This is a genomic window from Stappia sp. ICDLI1TA098 (assembly GCF_054880955.1).
Map to the genome: position 1 here is coordinate 2,201,416 of NZ_JBTZBT010000001.1, position 24,245 is coordinate 2,225,660.

The 24,245-nt window shown below is 68.2% G+C and carries 23 protein-coding genes; 7 read left to right on the forward strand and 16 right to left on the reverse strand.

The window, feature by feature from the left end:
• Positions 1-141 precede the first annotated feature (141 nt).
• The 6 genes from paaN to ACSLUQ_RS09825 all read left to right on the forward strand — a co-directional run bounded on the left by paaN (position 142) and on the right by ACSLUQ_RS09825 (position 6,519).
• The gene (paaN, locus tag ACSLUQ_RS09800; RefSeq protein ID WP_461808398.1) at positions 142-1,803 is read left to right on the forward strand and encodes a phenylacetic acid degradation protein PaaN; all 1,662 of its coding nucleotides are present in this window, start codon (positions 142-144) and stop codon (positions 1,801-1,803) included.
• A 72-nt stretch (positions 1,804-1,875) separates the two neighbouring features.
• The gene (locus ACSLUQ_RS09805) at positions 1,876-3,030 is read left to right on the forward strand and encodes an ABC transporter substrate-binding protein (protein ID WP_461808399.1); all 1,155 of its coding nucleotides are present in this window, start codon (positions 1,876-1,878) and stop codon (positions 3,028-3,030) included.
• Positions 3,031-3,184: 154 nt separating this feature from the next.
• The gene (locus tag ACSLUQ_RS09810; protein ID WP_461808400.1) at positions 3,185-4,057 is read left to right on the forward strand and encodes a branched-chain amino acid ABC transporter permease; all 873 of its coding nucleotides are present in this window, start codon (positions 3,185-3,187) and stop codon (positions 4,055-4,057) included.
• On the forward strand, positions 4,057-5,004 hold the full coding sequence (locus ACSLUQ_RS09815; RefSeq protein WP_417774354.1) for a branched-chain amino acid ABC transporter permease: 948 nt from the start codon (positions 4,057-4,059) through the stop codon (positions 5,002-5,004). Before ACSLUQ_RS09810 ends, ACSLUQ_RS09815 begins: the two co-directional genes overlap by 1 nt.
• Complete coding sequence (locus tag ACSLUQ_RS09820) at positions 5,001-5,810, forward strand: ABC transporter ATP-binding protein (protein WP_461808401.1); 810 nt, start codon at positions 5,001-5,003, stop codon at positions 5,808-5,810. The genes ACSLUQ_RS09815 and ACSLUQ_RS09820 overlap by 4 nt, the downstream gene beginning before the upstream one ends.
• Positions 5,797-6,519, forward strand: a complete 723-nt coding sequence (locus ACSLUQ_RS09825) for an ABC transporter ATP-binding protein (protein WP_417774352.1) — start codon at positions 5,797-5,799, stop codon at positions 6,517-6,519. The genes ACSLUQ_RS09820 and ACSLUQ_RS09825 overlap by 14 nt, the downstream gene beginning before the upstream one ends.
• A 33-nt stretch (positions 6,520-6,552) precedes the next feature.
• Here the strand turns inward: ACSLUQ_RS09825 and ACSLUQ_RS09830 are convergent, their stop codons facing one another.
• From ACSLUQ_RS09830 to ACSLUQ_RS09855, 6 genes are all read right to left on the reverse strand, one after another.
• Positions 6,553-7,794 carry a bifunctional alpha/beta hydrolase/OsmC family protein gene (locus tag ACSLUQ_RS09830; protein WP_461808402.1) on the reverse strand — a complete coding sequence of 414 codons (1,242 nt, stop codon included), beginning with the start codon at positions 7,792-7,794 and terminating at the stop codon, positions 6,553-6,555.
• 76 nt (positions 7,795-7,870) lie between these two features.
• Positions 7,871-8,386, reverse strand: a complete 516-nt coding sequence (locus tag ACSLUQ_RS09835) for a cytochrome c-type biogenesis protein (RefSeq protein ID WP_417774350.1) — start codon at positions 8,384-8,386, stop codon at positions 7,871-7,873.
• A 23-nt stretch (positions 8,387-8,409) separates the two neighbouring features.
• Complete coding sequence (locus tag ACSLUQ_RS09840) at positions 8,410-10,386, reverse strand: heme lyase CcmF/NrfE family subunit (RefSeq protein WP_461808403.1); 1,977 nt, start codon at positions 10,384-10,386, stop codon at positions 8,410-8,412.
• Positions 10,387-10,492: 106 nt separating this feature from the next.
• Entirely contained in the window at positions 10,493-10,930 is a 438-nt protein-coding gene (ccmE, locus tag ACSLUQ_RS09845) for a cytochrome c maturation protein CcmE (RefSeq protein ID WP_417774348.1), read from the reverse strand.
• Positions 10,931-10,976: 46 nt separating this feature from the next.
• Positions 10,977-12,149, reverse strand: a complete 1,173-nt coding sequence (gene ccmI, locus ACSLUQ_RS09850) for a c-type cytochrome biogenesis protein CcmI (RefSeq protein WP_461808404.1) — start codon at positions 12,147-12,149, stop codon at positions 10,977-10,979.
• Between the two features lie 147 nt (positions 12,150-12,296).
• Positions 12,297-13,709, reverse strand: a complete 1,413-nt coding sequence (locus tag ACSLUQ_RS09855; RefSeq protein WP_417774346.1) for a hypothetical protein — start codon at positions 13,707-13,709, stop codon at positions 12,297-12,299.
• Between the two features lie 184 nt (positions 13,710-13,893).
• Between ACSLUQ_RS09855 and ACSLUQ_RS09860 the strand changes: the two genes are divergently transcribed.
• Entirely contained in the window at positions 13,894-14,247 is a 354-nt protein-coding gene (locus tag ACSLUQ_RS09860) for a carboxymuconolactone decarboxylase family protein (protein WP_417774345.1), read from the forward strand.
• Between the two features lie 9 nt (positions 14,248-14,256).
• Here ACSLUQ_RS09860 and ACSLUQ_RS09865 read toward each other — a convergent pair whose 3' ends face one another.
• The 10 genes from ACSLUQ_RS09865 to ACSLUQ_RS09910 form a co-directional block, all read right to left on the reverse strand.
• Positions 14,257-14,715 carry an RT0821/Lpp0805 family surface protein gene (locus tag ACSLUQ_RS09865; protein WP_417774344.1) on the reverse strand — a complete coding sequence of 153 codons (459 nt, stop codon included), beginning with the start codon at positions 14,713-14,715 and terminating at the stop codon, positions 14,257-14,259.
• A gap of 311 nt (positions 14,716-15,026) precedes the next feature.
• Positions 15,027-16,439 (reverse strand): ATP-binding protein, encoded by a 1,413-nt coding sequence (locus tag ACSLUQ_RS09870; RefSeq protein WP_417774343.1) that lies wholly within the window; start codon positions 16,437-16,439, stop codon positions 15,027-15,029.
• Positions 16,436-17,101: a response regulator transcription factor gene (locus ACSLUQ_RS09875; RefSeq protein ID WP_417774342.1), complete on the reverse strand. Its 666-nt coding sequence runs from the start codon at positions 17,099-17,101 to the stop codon at positions 16,436-16,438. Before ACSLUQ_RS09875 ends, ACSLUQ_RS09870 begins: the two co-directional genes overlap by 4 nt.
• A gap of 44 nt (positions 17,102-17,145) precedes the next feature.
• The gene (locus ACSLUQ_RS09880) at positions 17,146-17,451 is read right to left on the reverse strand and encodes a PepSY domain-containing protein (RefSeq protein WP_417774341.1); all 306 of its coding nucleotides are present in this window, start codon (positions 17,449-17,451) and stop codon (positions 17,146-17,148) included.
• 70 nt (positions 17,452-17,521) lie between these two features.
• On the reverse strand, positions 17,522-17,926 hold the full coding sequence (locus ACSLUQ_RS09885) for a hypothetical protein (protein WP_417774340.1): 405 nt from the start codon (positions 17,924-17,926) through the stop codon (positions 17,522-17,524).
• Positions 17,923-18,132: a hypothetical protein gene (locus ACSLUQ_RS09890; RefSeq protein ID WP_417774339.1), complete on the reverse strand. Its 210-nt coding sequence runs from the start codon at positions 18,130-18,132 to the stop codon at positions 17,923-17,925. The genes ACSLUQ_RS09885 and ACSLUQ_RS09890 overlap by 4 nt, the downstream gene beginning before the upstream one ends.
• Before the next feature lie 12 nt (positions 18,133-18,144).
• Positions 18,145-18,903 carry a lysozyme gene (locus tag ACSLUQ_RS09895; protein WP_461808405.1) on the reverse strand — a complete coding sequence of 253 codons (759 nt, stop codon included), beginning with the start codon at positions 18,901-18,903 and terminating at the stop codon, positions 18,145-18,147.
• A gap of 54 nt (positions 18,904-18,957) precedes the next feature.
• Positions 18,958-22,875, reverse strand: coding sequence for a baseplate multidomain protein megatron (locus ACSLUQ_RS09900; RefSeq protein WP_461808406.1), 3,918 nt, complete (start codon positions 22,873-22,875; stop codon positions 18,958-18,960).
• Positions 22,863-23,306: an NlpC/P60 family protein gene (locus ACSLUQ_RS09905; protein WP_417774336.1), complete on the reverse strand. Its 444-nt coding sequence runs from the start codon at positions 23,304-23,306 to the stop codon at positions 22,863-22,865. The genes ACSLUQ_RS09900 and ACSLUQ_RS09905 overlap by 13 nt, the downstream gene beginning before the upstream one ends.
• A 35-nt stretch (positions 23,307-23,341) precedes the next feature.
• The gene (locus ACSLUQ_RS09910) at positions 23,342-24,235 is read right to left on the reverse strand and encodes a DUF2163 domain-containing protein (RefSeq protein ID WP_461808407.1); all 894 of its coding nucleotides are present in this window, start codon (positions 24,233-24,235) and stop codon (positions 23,342-23,344) included.
• Between the last annotated feature and the right edge of the window lie 10 nt (positions 24,236-24,245).

Sequence of the window (24,245 nt, forward strand, 5' to 3'; positions counted from 1 at the left end):
GTCAGATGGGCGCTGTCAATCGCGTCCGAAAACGCGACAACGACCAGAGACGACCCCGCGACGGGCGCGCTGGCGGCGGGCGAAGGCCTGCCCGGCGAAGCTTGATCGGACAAACCTTGGCGGGGCGACAGGGAGACCGGAATGGCGGCATTCTTCGACAAGCACAAGGCAACGCTCGACAAGGCGGTGGAGACGATCCGCAGCCGTGGCTACTGGTCCGCCTACCCGGAAATGCCCTCCGGCAAGATTTATGGCGAAACCGCCAAGGGCGACCAGGAAGAGGCGTTCAAGGCGCTTCTCGGCAAGCCGTTCGAGATCGACCAGCCATCGACCGGCGAGCGTGTCGGCCATGAGATCAGTCCCTATGGCCTCGATCTTGGCGTGAGCTACCCGGAGACGACGCCGGATCTGGCGGTCGCGGCCGCCAGCACGGCGATGAAGGGCTGGGGCTCGGCCTCGGCCGAGGCGCGCGCTGGCGTTCTGCTGGAGATGCTTGCGCGGATCAATGCCCTGAGCTTCCTCTTCGCCAACGCCGTGATGCACACCTCCGGGCAGGCATTCATGATGGCCTTCCAGGCCGGCGGCCCCCACGCCCAGGATCGCGGCCTCGAGGCGATTGCCTATGCCTACGACGAGATGAGCCGCATTCCGGGCAGCGTGCGCTGGGAAAAGCCGCAGGGGCCGAAGGAGCCGCTTGTGCTCGACAAGGTGTTCCGCATCGTTCCGCGCGGCCCGGCGCTGGTCATCGGCTGCGCCACCTTCCCGACTTGGAACAGCTATCCGGGTCTCTTCGCGAGCCTTGCCACCGGCAACCCGGTGATCGTCAAGCCGCATCCGGCCGCGATCCTGCCGCTGGCGCTCACGGTGCGCATCGGCCGCGAGGTCCTCGTCGAGGCGGGCTTCGATCCGAACGTGCTGCAGCTTGCCGCCGATACGGCCGAAAAGCCGCTCACCAAGGAGTTCGTCACCCATCCCGACGTGGCGATCATCGACTTCACCGGCTCCCCGGCCTTCGGCGCCTGGGTGCGGGAGAATGCCAAGGGCAAGCTCGTGTACACCGAGGAGGCCGGCGTCAATTCCATCGTCGTCACCGGCACCGACACCCTGCGCGGCATGACCGGCAATATCGGCTTTTCGCTGTCCCTCTACTCGGGGCAGATGTGCACCGCGCCGCAAAACATCTACGTTCCGCGCGACGGCATCGAGACCGACGACGGCCACAAGACTTTCGACGAGGTGGCGCAGGCCATCGCCACCGCCGTCGACAAGCTCCTCGGCGATCCGCAACGGGCCGCCGGCGTGCTTGGCGCGGTGCAAAGCGAAGCGACCCTTGCGCGTGTCGCGGCCGCGCACGGCCTCGGCAAGGTGCTGCGCGAAAGCGCCCCGGTCGAGGGCATGGACGGTGCGCGCTCGGCGACGCCGCTCATTCTCGCCGTCGACGCCAGGGACGAGAGCGCCTATCTGGAAGAGCGCTTCGGTCCGATCAGCTTCATCATCGCGACGGACGGCGTCGACGATGCCATCGCCCGCGCGGCCGGCTCGGCCAGGACGCATGGCGCGATCACGGCGGCGCTCTACGCCACCGACGAAGCCGTGATCGACAAGGCAGCCGATGCCTTCGCCGATGCCGGCGTCGCCCTTTCCGTCAATCTTACCGGCGGCATCTTCGTCAACCAGTCCGCCGCCTACTCCGACTACCACGTCACCGGAGCGAACCCGGCCGGCAACGCCTGTCTGTGCGACAGTGCGTTCGTCGCGAACCGGTTCCGCGTGGCGGCCATGCGTCGGCCGGTCGCTGCATAGACCGGTTGGCGTTCGCCGGCGCCATGGAGGTGGGGCCGGTCACTTGCCTTGAACTGTAATGGGAGGAATCACATGCGCACTTACGGAAAAATCCTTGGCGGCGCCGCGCTTCTGGCCGGTGCTGCGATCTTCGCCGGCTCGCCGGCGGCGGCCGAGAACATCAAGATCGGCGCCTCGCTGTCCGTGACAGGTCCGGCGTCCTTCCTGGGCGACCCGGAAGCCAAGACGCTCGAGATCTACGTCAAGAAGATCAACGAAGCCGGCGGCGTGAACGGCAAGGACCTCGAGCTGGTCGTCTATGACGACGGCGGCGATGCCAACAAGGCGCGCACCTTCGCCACCCGCCTTGTCGAGGACGACGGCGTGGTCGCCGTGGTCGGCGGTTCGACCACCGGCGCGACAATGGCGATGATCCCGGTGTTCGAGGATGCCGGCATCCCCTTCATCTCGCTTGCCGGCGCGGTCGTGGTCATCGACCCGGTGAAGGAGTTCACCTTCAAGACCCCGCACACCGACAAGATGGCCTGCGAAAAGATCTTCGCCGACCTGAAGGCGCACGGCATGACCAAGATCGGCATGATCTCCGGCACCGGCGGCTTCGGCAAGTCGATGCGCGAGCAGTGCATGGCGGTGGTCGGCGATTACGGCATCGAGGTCGTGGCCGACGAATCCTATGGTCCCAAGGATTCCGACATGACGCCGCAGCTCACCAACATCAAGAACGCCGAAGGCCTTCAGGCCGTCGTCAACCCGGGCTTCGGCCAGGGGCCGGCGATCGTGACCCGCAACTATCGCCAGCTCGGCATCGAGGTGCCACTTTACCAGAGCCACGGCGTCGCCTCGAAGTCCTTCATCGACCTCGCCGGTGACGCGGCCAACGGCGTGCGGCTTCCCGCTTCCGCCCTTCTCGTCGCTGACAAGCTGCCGGACGACGACGCCCAGAAGCCGGTCGTCACCGAGTACAAGGCGACCTACGAGGCCTCCACCGGCCAGCCGGTCTCGACCTTCGGCGGCCACGCCTATGACGGCCTGATGATTCTGGTCGAGGCGATGAAGCGTGCCGGCTCCGAGGATCCCAAGGCGATCCGTGACGAGATCGAGAAGACCTCGGGCTTCATGGGCACGGCCGGCGTCGTCAACATGTCGGCGGAGGATCACCTCGGTCTCGACCTGACGGCATTCCGCATGCTCGAGATCAAGGACGGCGACTGGGCCCTCGCCGAGTAAGAGACGCCCCCGAGCGCCCCGCCCGCCGCCGCGACACACAGCGGCGGCGGGCGGATGCCGGGAAACCCGTCCGCGCCGACGCATCACACCCGCACGACCACCGGCAAGGCGATGACGCCACGCCGACAATAACGACGCCCAAGGCCCGAGCCCCATGCCCGAGTTCCTGCAATTCTGCATTTCCGGCCTGACGGTCGGCGCGGTCTACGCGCTGGTCGCCCTCGGCTTCACCATCATCTACAACGCTTCCGAGGTCGTGAACTTCGCGCAGGGCGAATTCGTGATGCTCGGCGGCATGACAACGGTCTTCGTCGCCGCCACCGGCGTACCGCTGCCCGTTGCGGGCCTGATCGCGGTCATCGTCGCCATGGTCGTCGGCCTGCTGTTGCACAGGCTCGCCATCGAGCCGGCGCGCGGCGCATCACCGGTGACGCTGATCATCATCACCATCGGTGCCTCGATATTCTTGCGCGGCGTCGCGCAGGTGGTGTTCGACAAGCAGTTTCATTCCCTGCCCGCCTTTTCCGGCGACGCACCGATCCGCTTCGCCGGCGCCTCCATCCTGCCCCAGAGCTTCTGGGTGCTCGGGGGCGCGGCCGTGATCGTCGTGGCGCTGTGGGCGTTCTTCAACCACACGCTGCTCGGCAAGGCAGTGCTGGCCACCGCCGCCAACCGGCTCGCCGCCCGCCTCGTCGGCATCAACACCTCCTTCGTCGTCGGCTTCTCCTTTGTCGTGTCCGCCGGCATCGGCGCGGTCGCCGGCATCCTGGTCACGCCGATCACGCTGACAAGCTACGACATCGGCACGCTGCTGGCGCTCAAGGGCTTCGCCGCCGCCATGCTCGGCGGCATGGGCAATCCGCTTGGCGCGGTCGTTGGCGGGCTGACCGTGGGCCTTCTCGAGGCGCTCGGCGCAGGCTACCTTTCGTCGACCTACAAGGATGCAATCGCCTTCATCGTCATCCTCGCGGTTCTCTTCGTCATGCCCGGAGGCCTCTTCGGCCGGGCCAGCGTGGAGCGCGTGTGATGCTGGACAAGATCCTTTCCAACCGGCTCGCGGTACCGGTCTTCATCGCGCTTGTCGTCGTGGCGCTGTCCTTCGCGCTTCCCTCCAACTTCTATCTCCGGGTCGCCGCGCTGGTGTGGATCTCGGCGCTGACGGTGATCGGGCTCAACCTGCTGATGGGCTACGCCGGACAGGTCAGTCTCGGCCACGCCGGCTTCTTCGGCATCGGCGCCTATGCCGTGGCGGTACTGCCGGCGCAATTCGGCCTCCATCCGCTGCTCGCCGCCCTTGCCGGAGCGGTTATCGCGGGCGCCACCGCCTTCTTCGTCGGGCGCCCGATCCTCCGCCTCAAGGGGCACTACCTCGCCGTGGCGACCCTCGGCTTCGGCATGCTCGTCGCCATGGCGATTTCCAACGAAGCCTGGCTTACCGGCGGTCCCGATGGCATGCCCGTCACCCGGCTGACGCTGTTCGGCTGGCGGGTGCGCGGGGCGGACACCTGGTACTGGATAACCGGCGGGCTGCTCGTCATCGGGGCCTGGATCGCGGTGAACCTGGTGGCAAGTCCGACGGGCCGGGCCTTGCGGGCGCTGCATGATTCCGAAGTCGCCGCGCGCGTGGCCGGCATCGATGTCGCCAGGGCCAAGCTCATCGTCTTCATCGTCTCCGCTGTCTACGCGGCCGTCGCCGGTGCGGCGCTGGCCCTCGTCAACGGGTTCGTGACGCCGGACAGCGCCAACTTCATGCATTCGATCGAACTGGTCACGATGGTGGTACTTGGCGGCATGGGATCGGTGCTCGGCTCGGTTGCCGGCGCGGCCATCCTCGTGGTGCTGCCGCAGCTCCTGACCGGCCTCCACGACTACGAGCACATCATGCTCGGCTTGCTGATGATGGTGATCATGATCGTGTTGCGCAGCGGCATCGTTCCCGGCCTTGCCGCCCTCATATCGCGGAGGCGGACATGACGAACGCAAACGTCGCGGCCGAACGGCTTTCCGTCGACGGCATCGGCATCTCCTTCGGTGGCGTCAAGGCCGTCGACGGGGTGTCCTTCACAGCCCACGATGGCCAGGTGCTGTCGATCATAGGACCAAACGGCGCGGGCAAGACCACGCTCTTCAACCTCGTCTCGGGCGTCTACCAGCCGAAGACGGGGCGGGTCACGCTCTCGGGTGCACAGGTGACCGCGCTTGCGCCCAACCGGCTTGCCGAGCGCGGCATGTCGCGCACGTTCCAGAATCTTCAGGTCTTCTTCCGCATGACCGCGCGGGAGAACGTCATGGTCGGCCGCCACCTGAAGGAGAAGCGCGGGCTGCTCGCCCATCTTTTCGCCCTGCCCTCGACCGGACGCCAGAACCGGGAGAGCGCCGCTATCGCCGACGGGCTGCTCGCCCGCGTCGGACTGACGGACTATGCCGACACGCTTGCCTCGAACATGCCCTATGGCGCCCTGAAGCGCCTGGAAATCGCCCGCGCGCTTGCGGCCGAGCCTCAGGTCCTGCTCCTTGACGAGCCGGCGGCCGGCTGCAATCCGGTGGAGACCGAGGAAATCGAGAAGCTGGTGCGCCGGATCGCCGACGAGGGCGTCGCTGTCGTGCTCGTCGAGCATGACATGAAGCTCGTCATGCGAATTTCCGACCGGATCCTCGTCCTCGACCAGGGCCGCCAGCTCGCGGAAGGTACCGGCGAGGAGATCCGCCGCAACCCGAAGGTCATCGAGGCCTATCTTGGAACCCACGGCACGCGGGAGGCCAACCTTGCGCTCGACTGATCCGCTTCTCTCGGTCAACGGCCTGCGCTCGGCCTACGGCCGCATCGAGGCGCTGCATGGCGTCTCGCTCGAGGTTCGCGCCGGCGAAATCGTGGCGCTCGTCGGCGGCAACGGCGCGGGCAAGACGACGCTGCTGCGCACGCTCTCCGGCGTCCAGCCAAGAACAGGCGGCGAGATCCGCTTCGAGGGCAAGGACATCTCCCGCCTCTCGCCGCATGCCCGTGTCGCCACAGGCATCGCCCAGGTTCCCGAAGGGCGGCAGATATTCGCCCCGCTCGCAATCGAGGACAATCTTCGCCTCGGGGCCTATCTGCGCAAGGATGCGGAAATCGCCGACGACCTTGCCCATGTCTACGACCTCTTCCCTGTTCTCAAGGAACGCCGGCGCAACGCGGCGGGCGGGCTCTCCGGCGGCCAGCAGCAGATGCTGGCCATCGGCCGCGCGTTGATGAGCAAGCCGAAGCTGCTGCTTCTCGACGAGCCGTCCATGGGGCTGGCGCCGGTGCTTGTCGACCAGGTGTTCGAGATCGTGACGCGGCTGCGCGACGAGGACGGCGTCACCGTCTTCCTGGTGGAGCAGAACGCCTTCGCGGCGCTCTCCATCGCCAACCGCGGCTATGTCATCGAGACCGGAGAGATCGTCATGGAGGGCGCCGGAAAGGCGCTTCTCACGGACGAGCGGGTGCGCGAAGCCTATCTCGGCGTCTGAAGGAAAGCGGACGGCGGCCAGCCGCCTTTCGTCTCAATCCGTTCCGCTTTCCTCGCGGGTGACGATGGCAGCGCCGGCCTCCAGCGTGCGGTGAACCGGACATTTGTCGGCGATCTCGATCAGCCGCGCCCGTGTCGCGTCGTCCACCTCGCCCTCGATCCGGATCCGACGCTCGAAGCGATCGACCTTGCCGCCGCGCGCCTTCTGCTCCTGCGAGCAATCGGCGCAATCCTTGGCATGCACCTTGCCGTGGATCACCCTTGCCGAGAGCCGGCCGACCGCGATCCCCTTGTGCTCGGCGTACATGCGCAGCGTCATCACCGTGCAGGCCCCGAGCGCAACCGACAGGTAGTCATAGGGCGAGGGGCCGCTGTCGAGGCCGCCGACCGCTTCCGGCTCGTCGGCGATCAGGCGATGCGAACCGCTCTTCGCCGTCGCCTGATAGCGCCCAAGTCCGGTCTCCGACACCAGCACGCCTTGCGGATCGGGCTCCTCGCCGGCCGGAGCGGGCTCGCTCTGCAGATAGCGCTCCGCCCAGGCGGCGATCACGCCGGCCGCATAGGCTGCATCGCGCGGATCGGAAAGCAGATGGTCGGCATTGTCCAGCGAGACGAAGCTCTTCGGATGACGGGCGGCGACGAAGATGCCGGTGGCATTGTCGATCCCCACCACCGCGTCGCGCGGCGCATGCAGGACGAGAAGCGCCTTGCGCAGATGCACGATCCGGTCGGTCAGGTTCTGCGCCGAGACATCCTCCAGGAACTGCCGTTCGATGGTGAATGCGCGTCCTTCGAGCGTAACGGTCGCCTTGCCCTCCTCCCGGATCCGGCCGAGATCCGCGTGAAAGCTGCGGGTAACGTGCTCCGCGTCAGCCGGCGCGCCGATGGTGGCGACCGCGACCGCCTCGGGAATGCCGTGCGCCGCCGCCAGAACCGCTGCCCCGCCCAGCGAATGGCCGATCAGCAGCTTCGGTGCCTCGTGACGTTCGCGCAGATGGTCGGCAGCCTTCAGCAGGTCGGCGACATTGGAGGAGAAGTTGGTCGAGGCGAAATCGCCACCCGAGCCGCCAAGCCCGGTGAAGTCGAAGCGCAGGACAGCGATGCCCGCGCCGGTCAATGCCTCGGCCAGACGCCGTGCCGCCGTCAGGTCCTTGGAACAGGTGAAACAATGGGCAAAGAGAGCATAGGCGCGCACCGGTCCCGCCGGCAGGTCGAGCCGCGCCGACAGGTCCGACCCGTCGTGCCCCTTGAACGTCAGCCGGACCGGACTTGCCATCTTGCTCTCCCTTCGCGTTTCTCTTCCGCCGCGAAGGGCGCGCGACGCCCCCGGTCGCAGCTCTGTCGTGTCGGTCTCAGCGCGCGGTGCCGGTCTTGCCCTCGCGCCCGCCCGCCTGCGCTTCGAGGATCTTCTCGAGCTCGAGCTGCTCCGCCTCCGACAGGCGCGGCGTGCCTGCGGTGGCGATCTGGCGTGTCCGCCGGCGCGCGCCGAACAGCAGCACGATGGCGCCGATCACCAGGGTCGCCGGGGCCAACGCCCACAGCAGGATCGTGTTCCAGCCGATCCTCGGCTTCAGCAGCACGAACTCGCCATAGCGGTCGACGAGGAAGTCGACGACTTCCTCGTTGGTGTCACCGGCAACGATGCGCTCGCGCACCAGGATACGCAGATCCTTGGCGAGCGGCGCGTCGCTGTCGTCGATCGACTGGTTCTGGCAGACCATGCAGCGAAGGCCGGCGGAAAGCTCGCGGGCCCGGGTCTCGAGCTTCGGATCGTCGAGCACTTCGTCGGGGGTGACCGCGAAAGCCGGGCCCGCCGTCGCCAGCAGGAGCACGAACACGGCAACCAGCGGAGCGAAACGCGACAACATCGGCCTCTCCTTCGGACGCGGGCTCATTCCGCCGCCACCAGCTTCTGGCGGGCGGGCTTCGGCGCACCGATGCGCAAGCGCCGGTCGGCGAGCGAAAGCACGGCTCCAAAAGCCATGACCAGACAGCCGATCCAGATCAGCGTCACCAGCGGCTTGTAGAAGACACGCACGTCCGCCGAACCGTCGCCGTGCACTTCGCCGATGGAGATATAGACCTGCGACAAGCCGAAGGTGACGATGCCGGCCTCCGTCGTCGGCATGCGCCGCGCGGTGTAGAGGCGCTTGGCCGGATCGGCCTCGGCGACCTTCACGCCACCGCGTGCAATGTCGAAATGACCAACGTCGTCGATGTAGTTCGGCCCGGTGCGCCGGGCGAGCCCGCCGAAGGTCAGCTCATAGTCGCCGATTTCAACGCTTTCGCCCGGATGAACGGTCAGGACGCGTTCCTGCTGCAGCGCGGAGACGGCGACAATGCCGAGCAGCGTCACCCCCATGCCGACATGCCCGAGCGTCGTACCCCAGGCCGAGCTCGGCAGTCCGATGAGCCGGGACAGGCCGACCGACAGGCCCACCTGGCGGAAACGTGCCCGCGACAGAATTTCGGTGATCGCCCCCATGATCACCCAGACGGAGAGGCCGAAGCCGAGCGCGGCCAGCATGTGATCGATACCCTGCAGCCAGCCCATGACAAGCGTCGTGGCGATGGCCAGGCCGAGCACCCAGTACAGCCGCTCCAGCACGCCGGCGAGATCGCCGCGCTTCCAGGCGAGCAGCGGTCCGAACGGAATGGCGATCAGCAGCGGCACCATCAGCGGGCCGAAGGTCAGGTTGAAGAACGGCGGGCCAACGGAGATCTTGCCGTCCGTCAACGCCTCGAGCGCCAGCGGATAGAGCGTGCCGACGAAAACCGCTGCGGCGGCGACCGTCAGCAGCAGGTTGTTGAACACCAGCGCCCCCTCGCGGCTCACCGGCGCAAACAGCCCGCCCTGCCTGAGCATCGGCGCGCGCCAGGCATAGAGCGACAGCGAACCACCGATGAAGACAATGAGGATGCCGAGGATGAAACTGCCGCGCAGCGGGTCCGTGGCGAAGGCATGCACGCTCGTCAGCACGCCGGAGCGGACAAGGAATGTACCGAGCAGCGACAGCGAGAAGGTGAGGATGGCAAGCAGCACCGTCCAGACCTTCAGCGCCCCGCGCTTCTCCATGACGATGGCCGAATGCAGCAAGGCGGTGCCGGTCAGCCAGGGCATGAACGAGGCGTTCTCGACCGGATCCCAGAACCAGTATCCGCCCCAGCCGAGCTCGTAGTAGGCCCAGTAGGAGCCCATGGCGATGCCGAGGGTCAGGAACATCCAGGCGAGCAGCGTCCACGGCCGCACCCAGCGCGCCCAGGCGGCATCGACCCGGCCAAGCAGCAGCGCGGCGATGGCAAAGGAGAAGACGATGGAGAAGCCGACATAGCCGATGTAGAGGAGTGGCGGATGGATCGCCAGCCCCACGTCCTGCAGGATCGGGTTAAGGTCCTGTCCCTCCATCGGAGCGGGCGAGACCCGTGTGAACGGGTTCGACGTCGCCAGCACGAACAACAGGAAGGCGGCCGTCACCCAGCCTTGAACGCCGAGCGTGGCGGAACGAAGCTCTGCGGGAATATTGCTGCCGAAGGCGGCGACGAGTGCGCCGAAAAGCACCAGGATCAGCACCCACAGAAGCACCGACCCCTCGTGGTTGCCCCAGACGCCCGTGAGCTTGAAGAGCAGGGGCTTCGCCGAATGCGAATTCTCGATGACGTTCAACACCGAGAAATCGGATGTCAGATAGGCATGGGTCAGCGCCACGAAGGAGATGCCGACCAGCAGAAACATCATGACGGCGACCGGCTGGGCCACCGACATCAGCCGCGTGTCGCGCGTCATCGCGCCCCACACGGGCACGACGGACTGCACCATCGACAGCACGAAGGCCAGGATGAGTGCAAAATGTCCGATCTCGACGATCATGCCTGGCGTCTCCCTCTCTCGGCATTCCCGCGGTCCCGTCGTGGACGACGACACCGGCTGTGCAGGGGCCGGCGCGCACGCGGCACGCCCGGTTCGTTCCTGCCGCCTATTCCTTGCCCTGCCAGACGCCCTTGTCCTTGAGCGCGTCGGCAACTTCCTTGGGCATATAGGTCTCGTCGTGCTTGGCCAGCACGTTGTCGGCGTGGAAGACGCCGTCCGGCTCCATCCGCCCCTCGGCCACCACGCCCTGTCCCTCGCGGAAGAGGTCAGGCAGCAGGCCGACATAGACGACGTTGACGCGTTCAACCGTGTCTGTCACGGCAAACCGCACCTCGGCGTTCTTGCTGCGCTCGACACTGCCTTCCTCGACAAGACCGCCCAGGCGGATGCGCTGCCCCTCCGGCACCGACTTCGCGACGATGTCGCTGGGGCTCTGGAAGAAGACAATCTGATCGTTGAGCGCAAAGAGGATCAGGCCGACCGCAACGGCAAGCACGCCGCCTGCGGCCGCGATCATCGTCATGCGCATTTGCTTTCGGGTCATTCCCGCCTCGCGTCGTTGTCGCGCCTCCACTTCCGGGGCGCGCCGGTCAATTCGCGCCGATGCCCAGTTCCTGCGCCGCGCGCTCGACCTCGGCCACAGCCTCGGGGTCGTCCTTCAGCGCCACACGCGCCCGCGCCACCGTGTCGCCAAGCCGTTCGGCATCACCGAGGACGGACAGCGCGCGGATCAGCCGTAGCCATTCCTCCGGCGTTCCGCCCTCGTCCGTCAACCGGGTGTCGAGCTGATCGACCATGCCACGGATCATCGCCGTGCGGTCCTCGTTGCTCATCGCGGCGGCGGCGGCGACCTGTTCCCTGTCGGGACCCGGCACGCCGGCAACTGCGGGAGCACCCGGCGTCTCCACCTCGACCCCCAACTTGGATAGCTCGATACGCACCGCCTCGGCCCATGCCTCGCCGCCCCTGGCGTCGGCCAACAGCGCCTTCCAGGCGGAAATGGCGTCGTCCGAGCGGTTTTCCTGGGTGAGCGCCAGCGCCAGGAAGAAGCGTGGCTTGACCGCCGTCGGATCGAGCTTCACGGCCCGCTCGAAGGCAGCGCGCGCGTCAGCGCCGACAATGCCGCTGTTGGCGATCACCATCGCCTCGCCCATATCGGTTTCGCGGCGCACGTCGGAGCCAAGCAGACGGATCGCGGAGGCATAGGCAGCGGCGGCGTCCTCGGCACGACCGAGCCGCATGTAGACCGGCGCCAGCACGTCCCAGCCACGACCATCGGAAGGGTTCTTCGCCAACTCGCGCTCGACGCGCGCGACAAGTTCCGGCAGCGAGCGGCCGGTTGCGGGGGCCTCGAGCCGCGCCTGCAACGGCAGATCGGGCAGATCGGGCGAGCCGACCTCCAGGTAGAACAGCAGCGCGGCAACGGGAATGATCAGAATGGCGATGACCTGAGCGAACCGCAGCCTGAAACGCGCGGACGTGGCCGGCGCCATATCGCCGACGCTCGCGCTGTCTCCTTCGGCCGTGACCTCGCGGTTGGCGGCGATCAGCCGGCGCGCGATCTCGGTCCGAGCGGCATCGGCGGCCTGCTGCGAAACCAGCCCGCGGTCCAGATCGCGGTCGACTTCCGCAAGCTGCGCCTTGTAGACCTCGGCGTCATGGGCAGCCGCGCTGGCCGCCTGCTTGCGTGCCCGTGTCACCGGGACAAGCACCGCAAGCGCCGAAAGTGCCGTCAGGACGGAGAATACGATCCAAATCACCATGGCCGCATATAGACCGTGACTTGCGCGCATTCGCAAGCAAAACCGGTCACGAAAACCGAGGGATTCCGGGGGGTGTGACAGGGGGTCGCGCCAGCGCGCGCGCGTTCAAGGCAGGCAGTGCCCGGAATGTGAGGCCGGATCAACGCCTCAGGATGCGGCCTTTTGTGCCGGCTTCGCCTTCACCGCCAAAGCGGCCTGGCGGCTGCGGCGCAACTGGTCGGCGTAGTCCTTGCCGAAATAGGCTTCGCACAGCTCTATCGCCGCATCGACGGCCGCCTGATGCGCCCGGCGCGCGCGTCCCTGTGCACCGGCGAGGCCCGAAAGAAGCGCACGCGTCTTGAACTCGAGCGACTGCTCCAGAGACTGGCGGCTGCGCGCGGTGATCTCGTTGACGGCGAGGCTCTCGGCGAAATCGCGCATCTTGTTGAGCAGCATCACGCCGCGCAACGCCTCGTCCATCAGACCCGCATCGAGGATGGGTTCACCGTTCTCGCCGACCGCAGGTACGGAAAGCAGCCGGCGGACATTGCCCAGCATCGCATCGAGTTCGCGTGTGACAAGCGCCGACATCGCACGTCGCGTCTCGGCGATACGCTTTTGCCATTCCGGCTTTTCCTCGAACTCGAACTGCCTGTCGAAGACCCTGACCAGCCGGCAATAGGCGTTGAGCGCCTCGCCGAGCGCCGTGTTCGAGCATTCGCCGGTGGCGATCAATGCGAAGCGCTCAACCTCTGAGAGCGCGGCCTCGGCGAAGACGGCATAGCCCGAGGTGGCGATGCGCTTGACGGAAACGGATCCAGCAAGTCCGGCGGCGAGCGACATCATCGATTCCGGTGCCTCGACCCGGCGCAGAACGACGGCGGCGACCAGGAAGGCGAAACGTGAATTGCGGTCGGTGACCGACTTGATGCGCTTCAGAGACGGGCTGTCCGCCTTGAAGTCCCATTCGGTCAGCCGTTCCGGCAGGCTCTCGCGCAGGGCGTCGAGCCACGGCCGTGACGCGAACGCGGCGAAGACGTCCTCAAGGTCGCGCATGGCACGCGCGCCGCCGACGAGCATCGCGAGCTTCTGCCGGCCCTTCTCCGTCGCGTGGGCGCCGTCGATGAGCTGCTGTACCGTCGGGGCGACATGTTCGCGCAGGGCCTCGGCCAGTGCTGCGATGTCCTCGGGATCGGTTTCCAACCGCTGGGCAATGTCCAGCGCCTCCCTGACCTTGTCCGGAGCCACGTCGCGTTGCAGCCAGGCCCAGATCAGCGAAAGGCTCGTGCGCTTGATGCGGCCACGCTCGGGACCGCACAGCGCGGCGTCCACCAGCAGGTCCTCGACCGGCGAAAAGAAGAGGCGCTGCAACCAATTGTCGCGAGGCTCGATTTCGGAGATGAGCGAGTCGGAATGGCGGGCCGCACGCATGCAGGCCTCGAGGATCAGGTCGAGGTTTGGATCTTCCGATCCCCGGTCGCGCGCCGTCTCGAGGCTGCGCAGGAGCGTTTGCACGGCCCTGGGCGACAGCTCGTCGAGATAGCTGCGAATCTTTGCGGTCAGGTGGCGCCTGTCCGGCATGTCGTATCGCTCAACTTCGAAGGTCGATTTTCCATGGCGCCACTTTGCCAGAAAAGATTTAATCGAATATTGGCAATCCCATTAGCCGCAATCGTTTGACGAAACATCGGGATTTGCCGCCGTGCGGACACGGCGCGGCCGGGCTTACTGGCACTTGGCACCCAGGCCTTCCGAAGGAAAGACAATGGACAAATCTACCCTGCCCAGCACCGCATTCCAGACCTTCACGCGCGAGGCCGAGGGCCATGCCGCAGCGTGGCTGGAGGCGGTCGAGAAACTCGGAGGCGCATCGTCGCTCGACGCACGCACTGGCGAGCTTGTCTATCTCGGCATCCTCGCGGCGCTGCGCCTGGAGAGCGGGATCGGCTTTCACGCGGCGCGCGCCAAGGCGCTCGGCGCCTCTCGGGAGGATGTGATCAGCGCCGTTCTTGCCGGTCTTCCGGCGGCCGGAAACGCGGTGATCCAGAGCCTGCCGCCGGCGCTTGCCGCCTATGACGGCGCGCCGGAAAAGGCAGACACCGACACCTCCACCGGCTGACGACGCGGTTCAGGTGATCGGTTGCCAGGCTCCGTCGCGGCCGCGGCAGGCGGAGCCGCGCATCGAGCGCTCGCTCTCGCTTTCGCCCTGCTGGATCACATGGGTGTAATCGCGGCAGACGATGTTGTTGACCTGATAATTGGGACCCGTGACCACATGGCCATGGGTGCCGTTCGAGCGGTTTTCCCATGCGATGCGCGCACCGGTGCGGTTCGCGGCGAGCGCGTCGCGCAATGCGGTTGCCGCCGCGCGCCGGTCCTCGGAGGAAAGCCCCCTGCCGGCGTCGGACCGCAGAAGATCCGCAAGCACCAGATCCGCTTCCGATTGCGGAACCGGCGCGGCGCTGAAGGCGCTGCCGAACAGGCTGCCGCCAACCACCACGGGGCCCGTGTCGATCGTGCCGCCGGTGCTGCATCCCCCGAGAAGGATCGTGAGCGCGATCACCGCGCCGCGTCCCTTGCCCATCATCCGTTGTGACCTCGTCGTCTCGTCCGTTGCGGCGATCCTGCCTCGCGACCGCACTCAAGTCATAACGCATGTTGCCCCGTTCGGTTCCCGCTGCCGTGCCCCCGGCAAGCTGGCTCCGAATGTGGGCACCCCTTCGAACTATCGCAGACAAAACGCCCGCGCGCACCTTTCCCACACCGCTGGGACCACCGAAAATTCCGGCGGGAGCGCGGGTTGAACCGGACAGGAGGTGCAGCCTGCCCTGGTCATCAAGGCCATGAATTTGTGGCCGAACTGCGTCCGGAACCGCCACATCCCATGGCCTTTTCCGCCTAAAGCGCGGGAAGCGTCAGCCTGGCGCGGAGGCCGCCGCGCTCGCCCCGCGCAAGCACCAGATCGCCGCCGTAGAGCGCTGCGAGGTCGACGACGATGGCGAGGCCGAGGCCGGTACCGGGCACCGTCTCGTCAAGCCGCCTGCCGCGCTTCAGCGCATCGGCGATCTCGTCGGGACCAAGCCCCGGCCCGTCGTCGGAGACCGTCACCGTGAGCTTGCGCGCGCCCTCGCCCGCGTCCGCCAGGACGGCGGTGACGGCCACCTTCGACACCGCCCACTTGCAGGCATTGTCGATGAGATTGCCGGTCATCTCCTCCAGGTCCTGCGCCTCGCCGCGAAAGCGGATGGCACCATCGATCTCCAGGGAAATCTCGATGTCGCGCCCCCGATGGATGCGCTGAAGCGCCCGAACCAGGCGCGAAAGCACAGGCTCGACATCGGTGGAAACGCCGATCACACGGCGTTGCGCGGCCATGCGGGCGCGCTCCAGATGATGCGAAACCTGGGTGCGCATCACCTCCGCCTGCTCACCGATCTTCGCGGCGAAGGGCGCGCGCTCGCCACGCACCTCGTTGAGGATGACGCTGAGCGGGGTCTTCAGCGCATGCGCGAGATTGCCCACGTGCGTGCGGGCGCGCTCCACCACCTCCCGATTGGACCGCACCAGCGCGTTGAGTTCGAGCGCCAGCGGCTTGATGTCGGGCGGCAGGTTCTCGTCCACCCTCTCCGCGTCGCCCCGGCGCACGGCGGCAAGCGAGGCGCCGAGCGTGGCGAGCGGCCTCAGACCGACACGCACCTGCAGGAAGATCGCGCCGATCAGGCCGAGGCCAAGCACCAGCAGCGTCAATGCCGTCTGGCCGGCGAAATCGGCCTCCCGGGCGCGCAGTTCCTCGGCCGCGCCGGCAACCGCGATCCGGTAGGCCGCGTTGTCGCCGAAGATGATGGTGCGCTGAAGCACCCGCAATTCCGCGCCGCGCGGGCCGGCGATGGTCGCCCGCGTCACGTTGCCCGCGTCAGGCGGCGGCAACTCGAGCCTGTCGCCGAACAGCGACTGCGAGGCGAAACGCACCTCGCCGGTCTTCTCGTCGATCACCGTCCAGTACCAGCCCGAGGCCGGCAGATCGAACCGCGGTTCGCCAAGGTTCCCGGGGCTTGCCGGCTTTTCCGGCGTGCCGCCCGCCATCTCGCCGACAATCGCCTTGAGATAGACGTCGAGGCGGGCGTCGAACTCGCGCTCGCTCGCCTCGCGGTAGAGCGCCACGAGCACGAAGCCGGCAACAAGCAGCGCGATCACCGACCAGATGGCGGCGACGGCAATGAGGCGGGTGGACAGCGCATATTTCGGCGCGCGACGAACGGCGGACGCCGGCGGCGCGTCTTCGTGTGCCGCCGGATCGGTGTTCGCGCTCACGCCTCCGGCTCGCCCAGCCGGTAGCCGAGACCGCGCACCGTTTCGATCATGTCGGCGTCGAGCTTCTTGCGCAGGCGTCCGACGAAAACCTCGATGGTGTTGGAATCCCGATCGAAGTCCTGATCGTACAGATGCTCGATCAGCTCCGTGCGGGACACCACGCGGCCCTTGTGGTGCATCAGATAGGAGAGCAGGCGGAACTCGTGCGAGGTGAGTTTCACCATCGCTCCGTCCTGGGTCACCTTGCCGGCGCGAATATCGAGCCGCAGCGTCCCGGCGGAGATCTCGTTGCTGGCGTGTCCGGCAGCGCGGCGCAGCAGCGCGCGCAGGCGGGCGACCACCTCCTCCATGTGAAAGGGTTTGGCGACATAGTCGTCAGCGCCGGCGTCGATGCCCGCCACCTTGTCGGACCAGCGGTCACGCGCGGTCAGGATCAGCACCGGCATGGTGCGTCCATCGCGGCGCCAGCGCTCAAGCACGCTGAGCCCGTCGAGCACCGGCAGGCCGAGATCGAGCACGACCGCGTCATAGGGTTCGGTATCGCCGAGGAAATGCCCCTCCTCGCCATCGAACGCGGTGTCGACCACATAGCCGGCCTCGCCGAGAGCGTCCTTGAGCTGGCGGTTCAGATCCTGGTCGTCTTCAACAACAAGCAGTCGCATGAGCCTTCATCGTTTCCATTTGCCCCGTTGCCTGCCCCTGCCCGTCACTTCAGAACCTGGCCGCTGCGCGCGTCGACGACGCGGTTCGCCACCCTGCCGCCGGAAAGCACCGACAGCACATAGACAAGCCGCCCGCCCTCGCGGCACAGGTCGGCGCGCACGATCTCGCCGCCCACGGCGCCGGCGACACGCCCAAGCGGCTGCGCCTCGCCGTTTTGCACGGCGGCGCGCGCCTCGCCCTGGCTGAGACACGCGGCCTGCGCCTCGGCGACGACAAGCACACTGCCCAGCGTGCCGGCAAGGAGCACGGCGACCAGGCGGCGAAGAAGGGAGCGACGGGTTTCGACCATGCGCGATTCCTAGCGTTTCCAGCCTGAATAGCACATGAATGACCCGCACGTCCGGCATCGGGGCGTCATCTCACCGCTTTCCCGGCGGGCGCACCGCCCGCACCGCGCCCTTCACCCCGTCGACCAGAAACAGCGACAGCAGGATCGCACCCGCCCAGTCGTCGAGCGGCGGCGGCAGCGCCGCCACGTTCCAGGAGAAGCGGAAGACCGAATCGAGGATAACCGCCGTCCACCACAGGCCGAGCGGCAGCACGAACAGAAGCCGCCCGATCCGGGCAGCGGAAAAGAGGTGTCCCTGTTCCGCGATCAGCACGGCGCGAGCCTCGGCGCGCGCCGCCATCTCTCCCCGGATCGCCTCCGCCGCCAGTTCCGCCGAGACATCCCTGTCGCGTGTGTGCGCATCGATTCGCTTTTCCAGCAGCGAGACCATGGCCGCCAGCAGCGGCCCCGCGAGCAAGCCCAGAAGGCCGCTCATTGCCGCCGTCCCCGCCAGCCGGCCGGCCCCTGTGTCAGGTGGCGCAGCAGAATGTTCGCCACATTGACGGCGACGATCACCCAGACCGCCGTCTCGCCGGGCAGATGCGCCTGCCAGTCGATGCCGGCGAGCATTCTCAAGACCTCGAGAAGGACCACCGCAAGCGCGGCAAGCGCATTCAGCAAAAACGTCTTCCAGCCAGGCATGTCAGGCTCCTTTCAAGGGCGTCGGGGGAAGATGCGGCGGAAGAGACGCACAACCGCCTGCCTCGCCGCCTGCCGGAAGCGCACGGCGAAAAGCCCCGCAGCGAGGACCGAGAGAAGGAGAAGGCCGGGAAGGAGCAGCCCCTGCAGCCGGTCGTGAAGGACGGTGGCGGCGGCGGCAACGGCTGCAAGCAACGCCCCGGCCACGCCGCCGGACCGCCGCGCCGCCCGCTCCTGCGGCTTTGGCGGCGGCAAGGGTGCCTTTCGCGTACCGACCGACAGCTCCCCTCCCGCGCCATAGTCTCCATGCTCGAGCAGACGGGCTTCCTCCCGGCGGCGACGGACGAGACCGGGCAGCCGCTTGCCGCCCGCCGTCGCGTAGTTCGTCGCAAGGATCCCTGCCGCCTGCGCCACCTCGCCCGCCTTCAGTGCCCGGGCCCAGCGCCAGCCCAATGCGCGGGGGCCGAGGTTGTAGACAACCGAGCAGCAGGCGTCATGGCGGTGTTGCGGCAGATCGGGGAAGGCCGCGCGTACCGCCGCGCCATACTCCTCCTCGACCATCCGCCCGAGCAGCCCTTGCGCCTCCGTCTTGTCGATCCGGTCGCCCGCCGCGAGCGCCCGGCCGTGCCGCCTTCGCCAATAATCCGCGAAAACCCGCGAAGCCATGGTGAAGCCGTAGCCGATGGTGAGCACACCGACCGGGTCGCGGTAGGCATGGCCGACGAACCCCTCGTGGCGGGCAATGAACCCCGCTCCCCTGTCGCTGAGGCGCATGTCGTTCCTCCCTGCTGTTGGTGATCTTCTCGTCTTGTCGCGAAAGTCGTCTGCTCAGACGGACAGGGTCGCGCGCGCGGCAACCCCCGGGCCGACGAGAGCCGAGACCTGCCGCACACGAAGTTCGAACGCGCCCTGCGGCGTACCGAAGAGGGAGATTTCCTCCTCGGGAAGCAGTGCCAGCTCCGCCGTTTCAACCGTGCGCGAGACGAGCGCCTCACCACCCGGCGCGAGCAGTTCGGCCACATAGGCTTCCCGGTCCTCGCCGAGCGGCACCTCGCCCTCGCGCCAGCTGTCGCCGCCGATCCGGGTCCTGCGGATCCAGGCGAAGCGAACCGTGCCGCCCGTCTCTCGCCGCGCGCTCAGATGCACCGGTGCGAAAGGCATCAGGCCGCGCGCGCCTGCGGTGATCTGCAGGTCGACACGGGCCGGCGCGTCGAGCGGACGGCCCGCCGGGACCAGTGCCAGCTCGAAGGGCACGCCGATCTCGTCGGGCTTCAGGGAGAGCGGCGCGAGGCTCTGGTCGAGAAGCACCATGCGGGCGCCCGCCGGCGTCTCCCGAACGGCGGCCGCTTCGGTGCCAAGCAGCCCGCGCAGCAGCATGGAAAGCCGGTATCGACGCGGCGCGACCAGCTCCGCAACGGCGAACTGCAGCACCTCCAGACCTCCGTCCGGGGAGATCACCGCCAGCGCGTTCGCCCCGGCCAGAACCTCTGCCGGGCTGACGGAGGAAAGCAGGCCGCCCGAGATCTCGACCTCGACAGTCCCGCCCCGATCCCAGCGGGCAAGCGGCCCCGCGGCAAGCGGGGTCGCGAGCGTGCCGAGCAGCGCCGGCGTCTCGACCAGCACATGCGGGGCGAGCGGCACGCCGGCCCGCGCCCGGTAGATCTGAAAAGCACCCGGCCAGGGACTGGCGAAGGCGGCGACGCGGGGCGCTTCCGGCTGGCTGTCGCCGGGGAGCGGCGGCAGGTCGAGAGCCAGCACCTGGGGCGCGCCGGTCGTCGCCGTGACTGTCCTCGGCCGCGCCTCACCGCCCAGGATCCTTGCACGTACGGGCACGGGTTCGCGCACGCTGCGCCCGTTCACCCGCCGGCTTTCGCCGTCCTCGAGCGAGACGATGCGAATCTGCCGTGTCGCCGCGCCATCGAGACGAGGGTCGGCGGCCAGCGTCAGCACGTCTCCAGGTTCGATATCGAGCCTCCCGGGCGGCAGGGCGAGGCTTACCTCCTCCCTCTCGCTCCACTGGCGGATCAGCATCCGGTCGGCGAGCGTCGCCGCGAGCGCCGGGTCGAGGCTCGCGCCAAGGTCGAGTTCCTCGACACGGCTTGCAAGCCCCTCGCGCCGTCGCGAGGCGACCACGTAACGCCGGTGGTCGCGGGCCGGATCGCGGGCGGCAAGACGGATCTCCGCCGGCAGGTCGGCATCCTGCGCCCGCACCGTCGAAATCGCCGGCGTCTCCCGCGAGCCGGCGACGACCGTCTCCGCGTCAAGACTGTCGACCGGCTCCGACCAGGCCGGACGCAGCCCGATGGCCGTGCCGAGATCAACGGCGACGAGGCCGTGAGCCTGGAGAAGCGGCGCCAGCACCGAGCGGGCGGCGACTGGGCCGGCCACGGCAAGTCCGTCCAGCGTTCCCGCGATGTCGCCGACCGCGAGCGCCTCCTGCGGGATGGCAAAGTCGTCGGCGAGCGCGCGCACCAGCCCCTTCAGCGAGACGCCTCCGAACCGGCCGTTGAGCCAGTGGCCGGCGCGCCAGTTGTCTCCGTCGGCCCAAAGGTCCGTCTGTCCGGGAAAGACGGGGTACGGTCGTGCATCCCAGCTCCACAGGAAGATATGCGCCGGATCGACCATCGGCCCGCCATAGACAGGCGAAACCGGATTGTCACCGGCCTGCACCTGCGGGTGCCAGCCCGACCAGCGGCCGATCACCGCCTCCAGCGCCCGGCGCTGGATCAGGTCGTCGCGTCCACCGTCGGAAAACCGCGGCCATGCGGCTTCCGAGGACTTGGCGTCGAAGAAGACATTCGGCTCGTTGGCGCCACGGCTGATCGCGGGCACGCCCAGTTCGGTGAGCCAGACCGGTTTCGACCCCGGCACCCAGGAGGTCGGCTCGACGCGTTCCACCCCACCGACGCGCTCATGGTGCGGGTTGCCCCACCAGCCCGCCAGATCCTTGGCGCGGTAGACCCAGGGCTTGCCGTAGGCGCCGTCCGAGATCGGCGTGCGCATACCCGCCCGCCGGTCCGCCTCGTTGAGATAGTACCAGTCAAAGTCCTCTCCGCCGGCGACATGGGCGGCCAGGCACGCCAGGTCATAGGGGTTGCGGTTGCCCTCCGGGTCGCCCCCCTCGCGCTGGTCCGCGAGCGGGAAATAGGCATCGATCCCCACCGCATCGATTGCCGGATCGGCCCAAAGCGGGTCGAGGGGGAAGCGTAGCTCGCCCTCCTCCGGCTGATGCGCGCCGTATTCGCTCCAGTCGGCGGCATAGGTCAGCGCCGTCTCCGGCAGCATGGCCCTGACGTCGCCGGCAAGCTGTTTCAGCGCGCCGACGAAGGGCGCGCCGCCGGTGTCGTCGCGCAGCCGCGTCAGCCCGCGCATCTCCGAGCCGATCAGGAAGGCATCGACCCCGCCCGCCGCCCGGGCGAGCGCCGCGTGATGAAGGATGAAGCGGCGGTAGCTCCATTCCGCCGGTCCGGCGTAGGTGACACCGCCGCCCGAGGAGGAAAAATGCGCCGGTGCGGCGGAACCTGCAAACCCTGCGATCTCCGCTCCCATCGCCGCCGTGGCTTCCGGTGATCCCGGCTGGCCGGGTGCCTTCGACGCGGTAATCCGGCCGCGCCAGGGGTAGGGCTGCTGGCCGTTTCCGTCGCCATAGGGATCGACGAGACCGTTTTCGGCGGGCACATCCATCATCAGGAAGGGATAGAGCGCGACCTGGAGACCGCGCGCCCGCAGATCGGAGATTGCGGCGATGACGCTCGCATCCGACGGCGTGCCGCCATAGGCGGGCCGCCCGTCATGGCGCGAAACCTCCTGTGCCGTTTCCCCGGACAGGCCCGAAACCGACCATGTCGCTCCGGAGGTCACCCGGCCGTGCGTCTCGACCTTCGGACGGATCGTGCAATCGGGACAGGCAAGGCTCTCGCCGAACCAGGAAACGACCAGCGCCACCCGTTCGAGATTGGGACACAGCGCCTGCAGCTCATCCATCGAGGCGGCCCAGTTGGAGGGCGCATGGGTGACGTGGCGGTTGGCCGTTTCCGAAACCCCCGGCCGCACGGTCCAGGTGACCGGCGTCGTCTGGTAGACGAACTCTCCGGCGCCGGGAATGACGGTGACGGCGCGCACCATCTCCTCAAGCGGCTCGACGGCGCGGATGACCTCGAAGGAAAGCTGCGGCAGGCGGTCGCCGTAAATGGCCAGCGGCAGACGCTCGAAGACCACGTAGGCGGTGTTGCGATAGGCCGGCGCCTCGCCCTGGAGCGCGGCGATCAGCGGATCGGGAAGCTGATCGGCCGCGCCTTCGTGGACGCGCCAGGTCACGCCGTCGAGGTCCATCGGCTTGCCGTCCGCCCACACCGCACCGACGCGCGAGACCGGTCCCTCGCACAGCGCCACAGCGAAGCTTGCGTAGTAGTCGTAGCTGCGCACCGTGGTGGTGCCGCCACCGCCGCCGCCCTTGCCGCCGGCGCTTTCCTCGCGCACCACCTCCTCGAAGCGGGTTGCCCAGATGATCTGCCCGGCGAGCCTTACCCGGCCATAGACCTTCGGCAGTGCCGCCCCTTCCGTCGATGACTGGACCGAGAGGTCACCGAGCCGGTTGCCCTCCACCGTCCGGCTCGTCGAAAACAGCCGCTGATCGATCAGCGAGCCGGCGATGGCGCCCGCGGCCTGGCCGAGGATCGCGCCGGCGCCGCCGAAAAGGGCCGCGCCGGCGAATTTGCCGGCGGCGGCGAGGATCAGGGTTGCCATGGGTCTGTTCCGGGAAAGAGAAAGCAGCCGACGATGCGTCTGCGCCATGCGCCCGCCAGCGGGCTTTGCGAAACCGCAAGCCCCTCGTAGGCATGAATGAAGCTGTCCGCGGTGCAGAGGATGCCGGCGTGCTTGACCGGCGCGCCGGCGCGCCAGCGGAAGAGCAGCACGTCACCGGGGCCAGCGGCTTTCACCGGCACCTCGCGCATGTGGCGCCGGGCGGCGAGCAGCAACGTCTCCGCGCCGCCCGCTTCCGCCCAGTCACGGCTGTAGGGCGGCAGAGGCTCGGGCTCCTCTCCAAGGCACGCCCGCCAGACGCCGCGCACCAGGCCAAGGCAATCCGCCCCTGCTCCCTTGCAGCTCGCCTGGTGGCGATAGGGCGTGCCGATCCAGTCCCGCGCCTCGCGCAGGATGTCGTCGCGTGTGATCATGAGAGGTCTCCCCGGGGCGCCCTCGCCCCACCGCGTCAGCGCACCAGCACGCCGCCGTCGTTTTCCGCCGCCCCGCGGCTTGGATAAGCCAGCGCCCGGTCGGAGCCGGGCATGTGCGGGAAACCCTGGAAATTCAGATGATTGGAGAATTTCGCGCGGCAGGTGGCAAAGCGCTTGTCGCAGCCGGCGGTGAGCCGCACGGCGGTTCCCGCCGGCGGCAGGCCGGCAAGCGGGCTCATCAGCGCCAGGCGACGCACCTCCCCCACCTCGCGGTCGGAGACGATTTCCGCCGACACGCCGGCGAGCCCGCCCTCGAGGATCTCCAGCCTGCCGCCGGCGAACCAGTCGGCCTCGACGCTCGCAACACCCGTGACCTCCGGCCGGTCGGCGGCGCCGCCTTCCAAAAGCGTCGCGGTCGCGACCATGCCGGCACCGGACAGCTCGGCGCGGCAGCGCCCATCGCCCAGATCGGCGTCGCACAGATGCGAGAAGACGCGCCCCTGCGGCGCATCGAAAAGATGGGCGAGGCCGCGCAGCTCGGCGCGAAACGCGCCTCCGGCCCGACTGACCTCGCCGATCGTCGCCCGGCGCAGAAGCACCCGGTTGTCGGGCGCGCGCCAGTCGACCGCGTGGATCTCCACGCGCCCGCCATCCCACAGCCCGGCGGCGAGGTCGGCTTCACCGATCGCGCTGGACGAGAGGATGCCCGCCACCTCGGCGCTGCCGGCGGCGAAATCGGGCTCCAGCGTTGTCGCACCCGCCTCGAAGCCGAGTTCCGGACGATAGACGGTGCCGCCGAAGGCGATCTCGCGGTCATGATCGGTGAAGCCGAACACGGCCCCGTCGCGCCGCGTCAGCCGCCAGCAGGTGACGCGGGTGGCGACCGGTGCGTCGAGGCGCGCGAGCACCTGCGGATCGATGTCTTTCATGTTCCCTCCT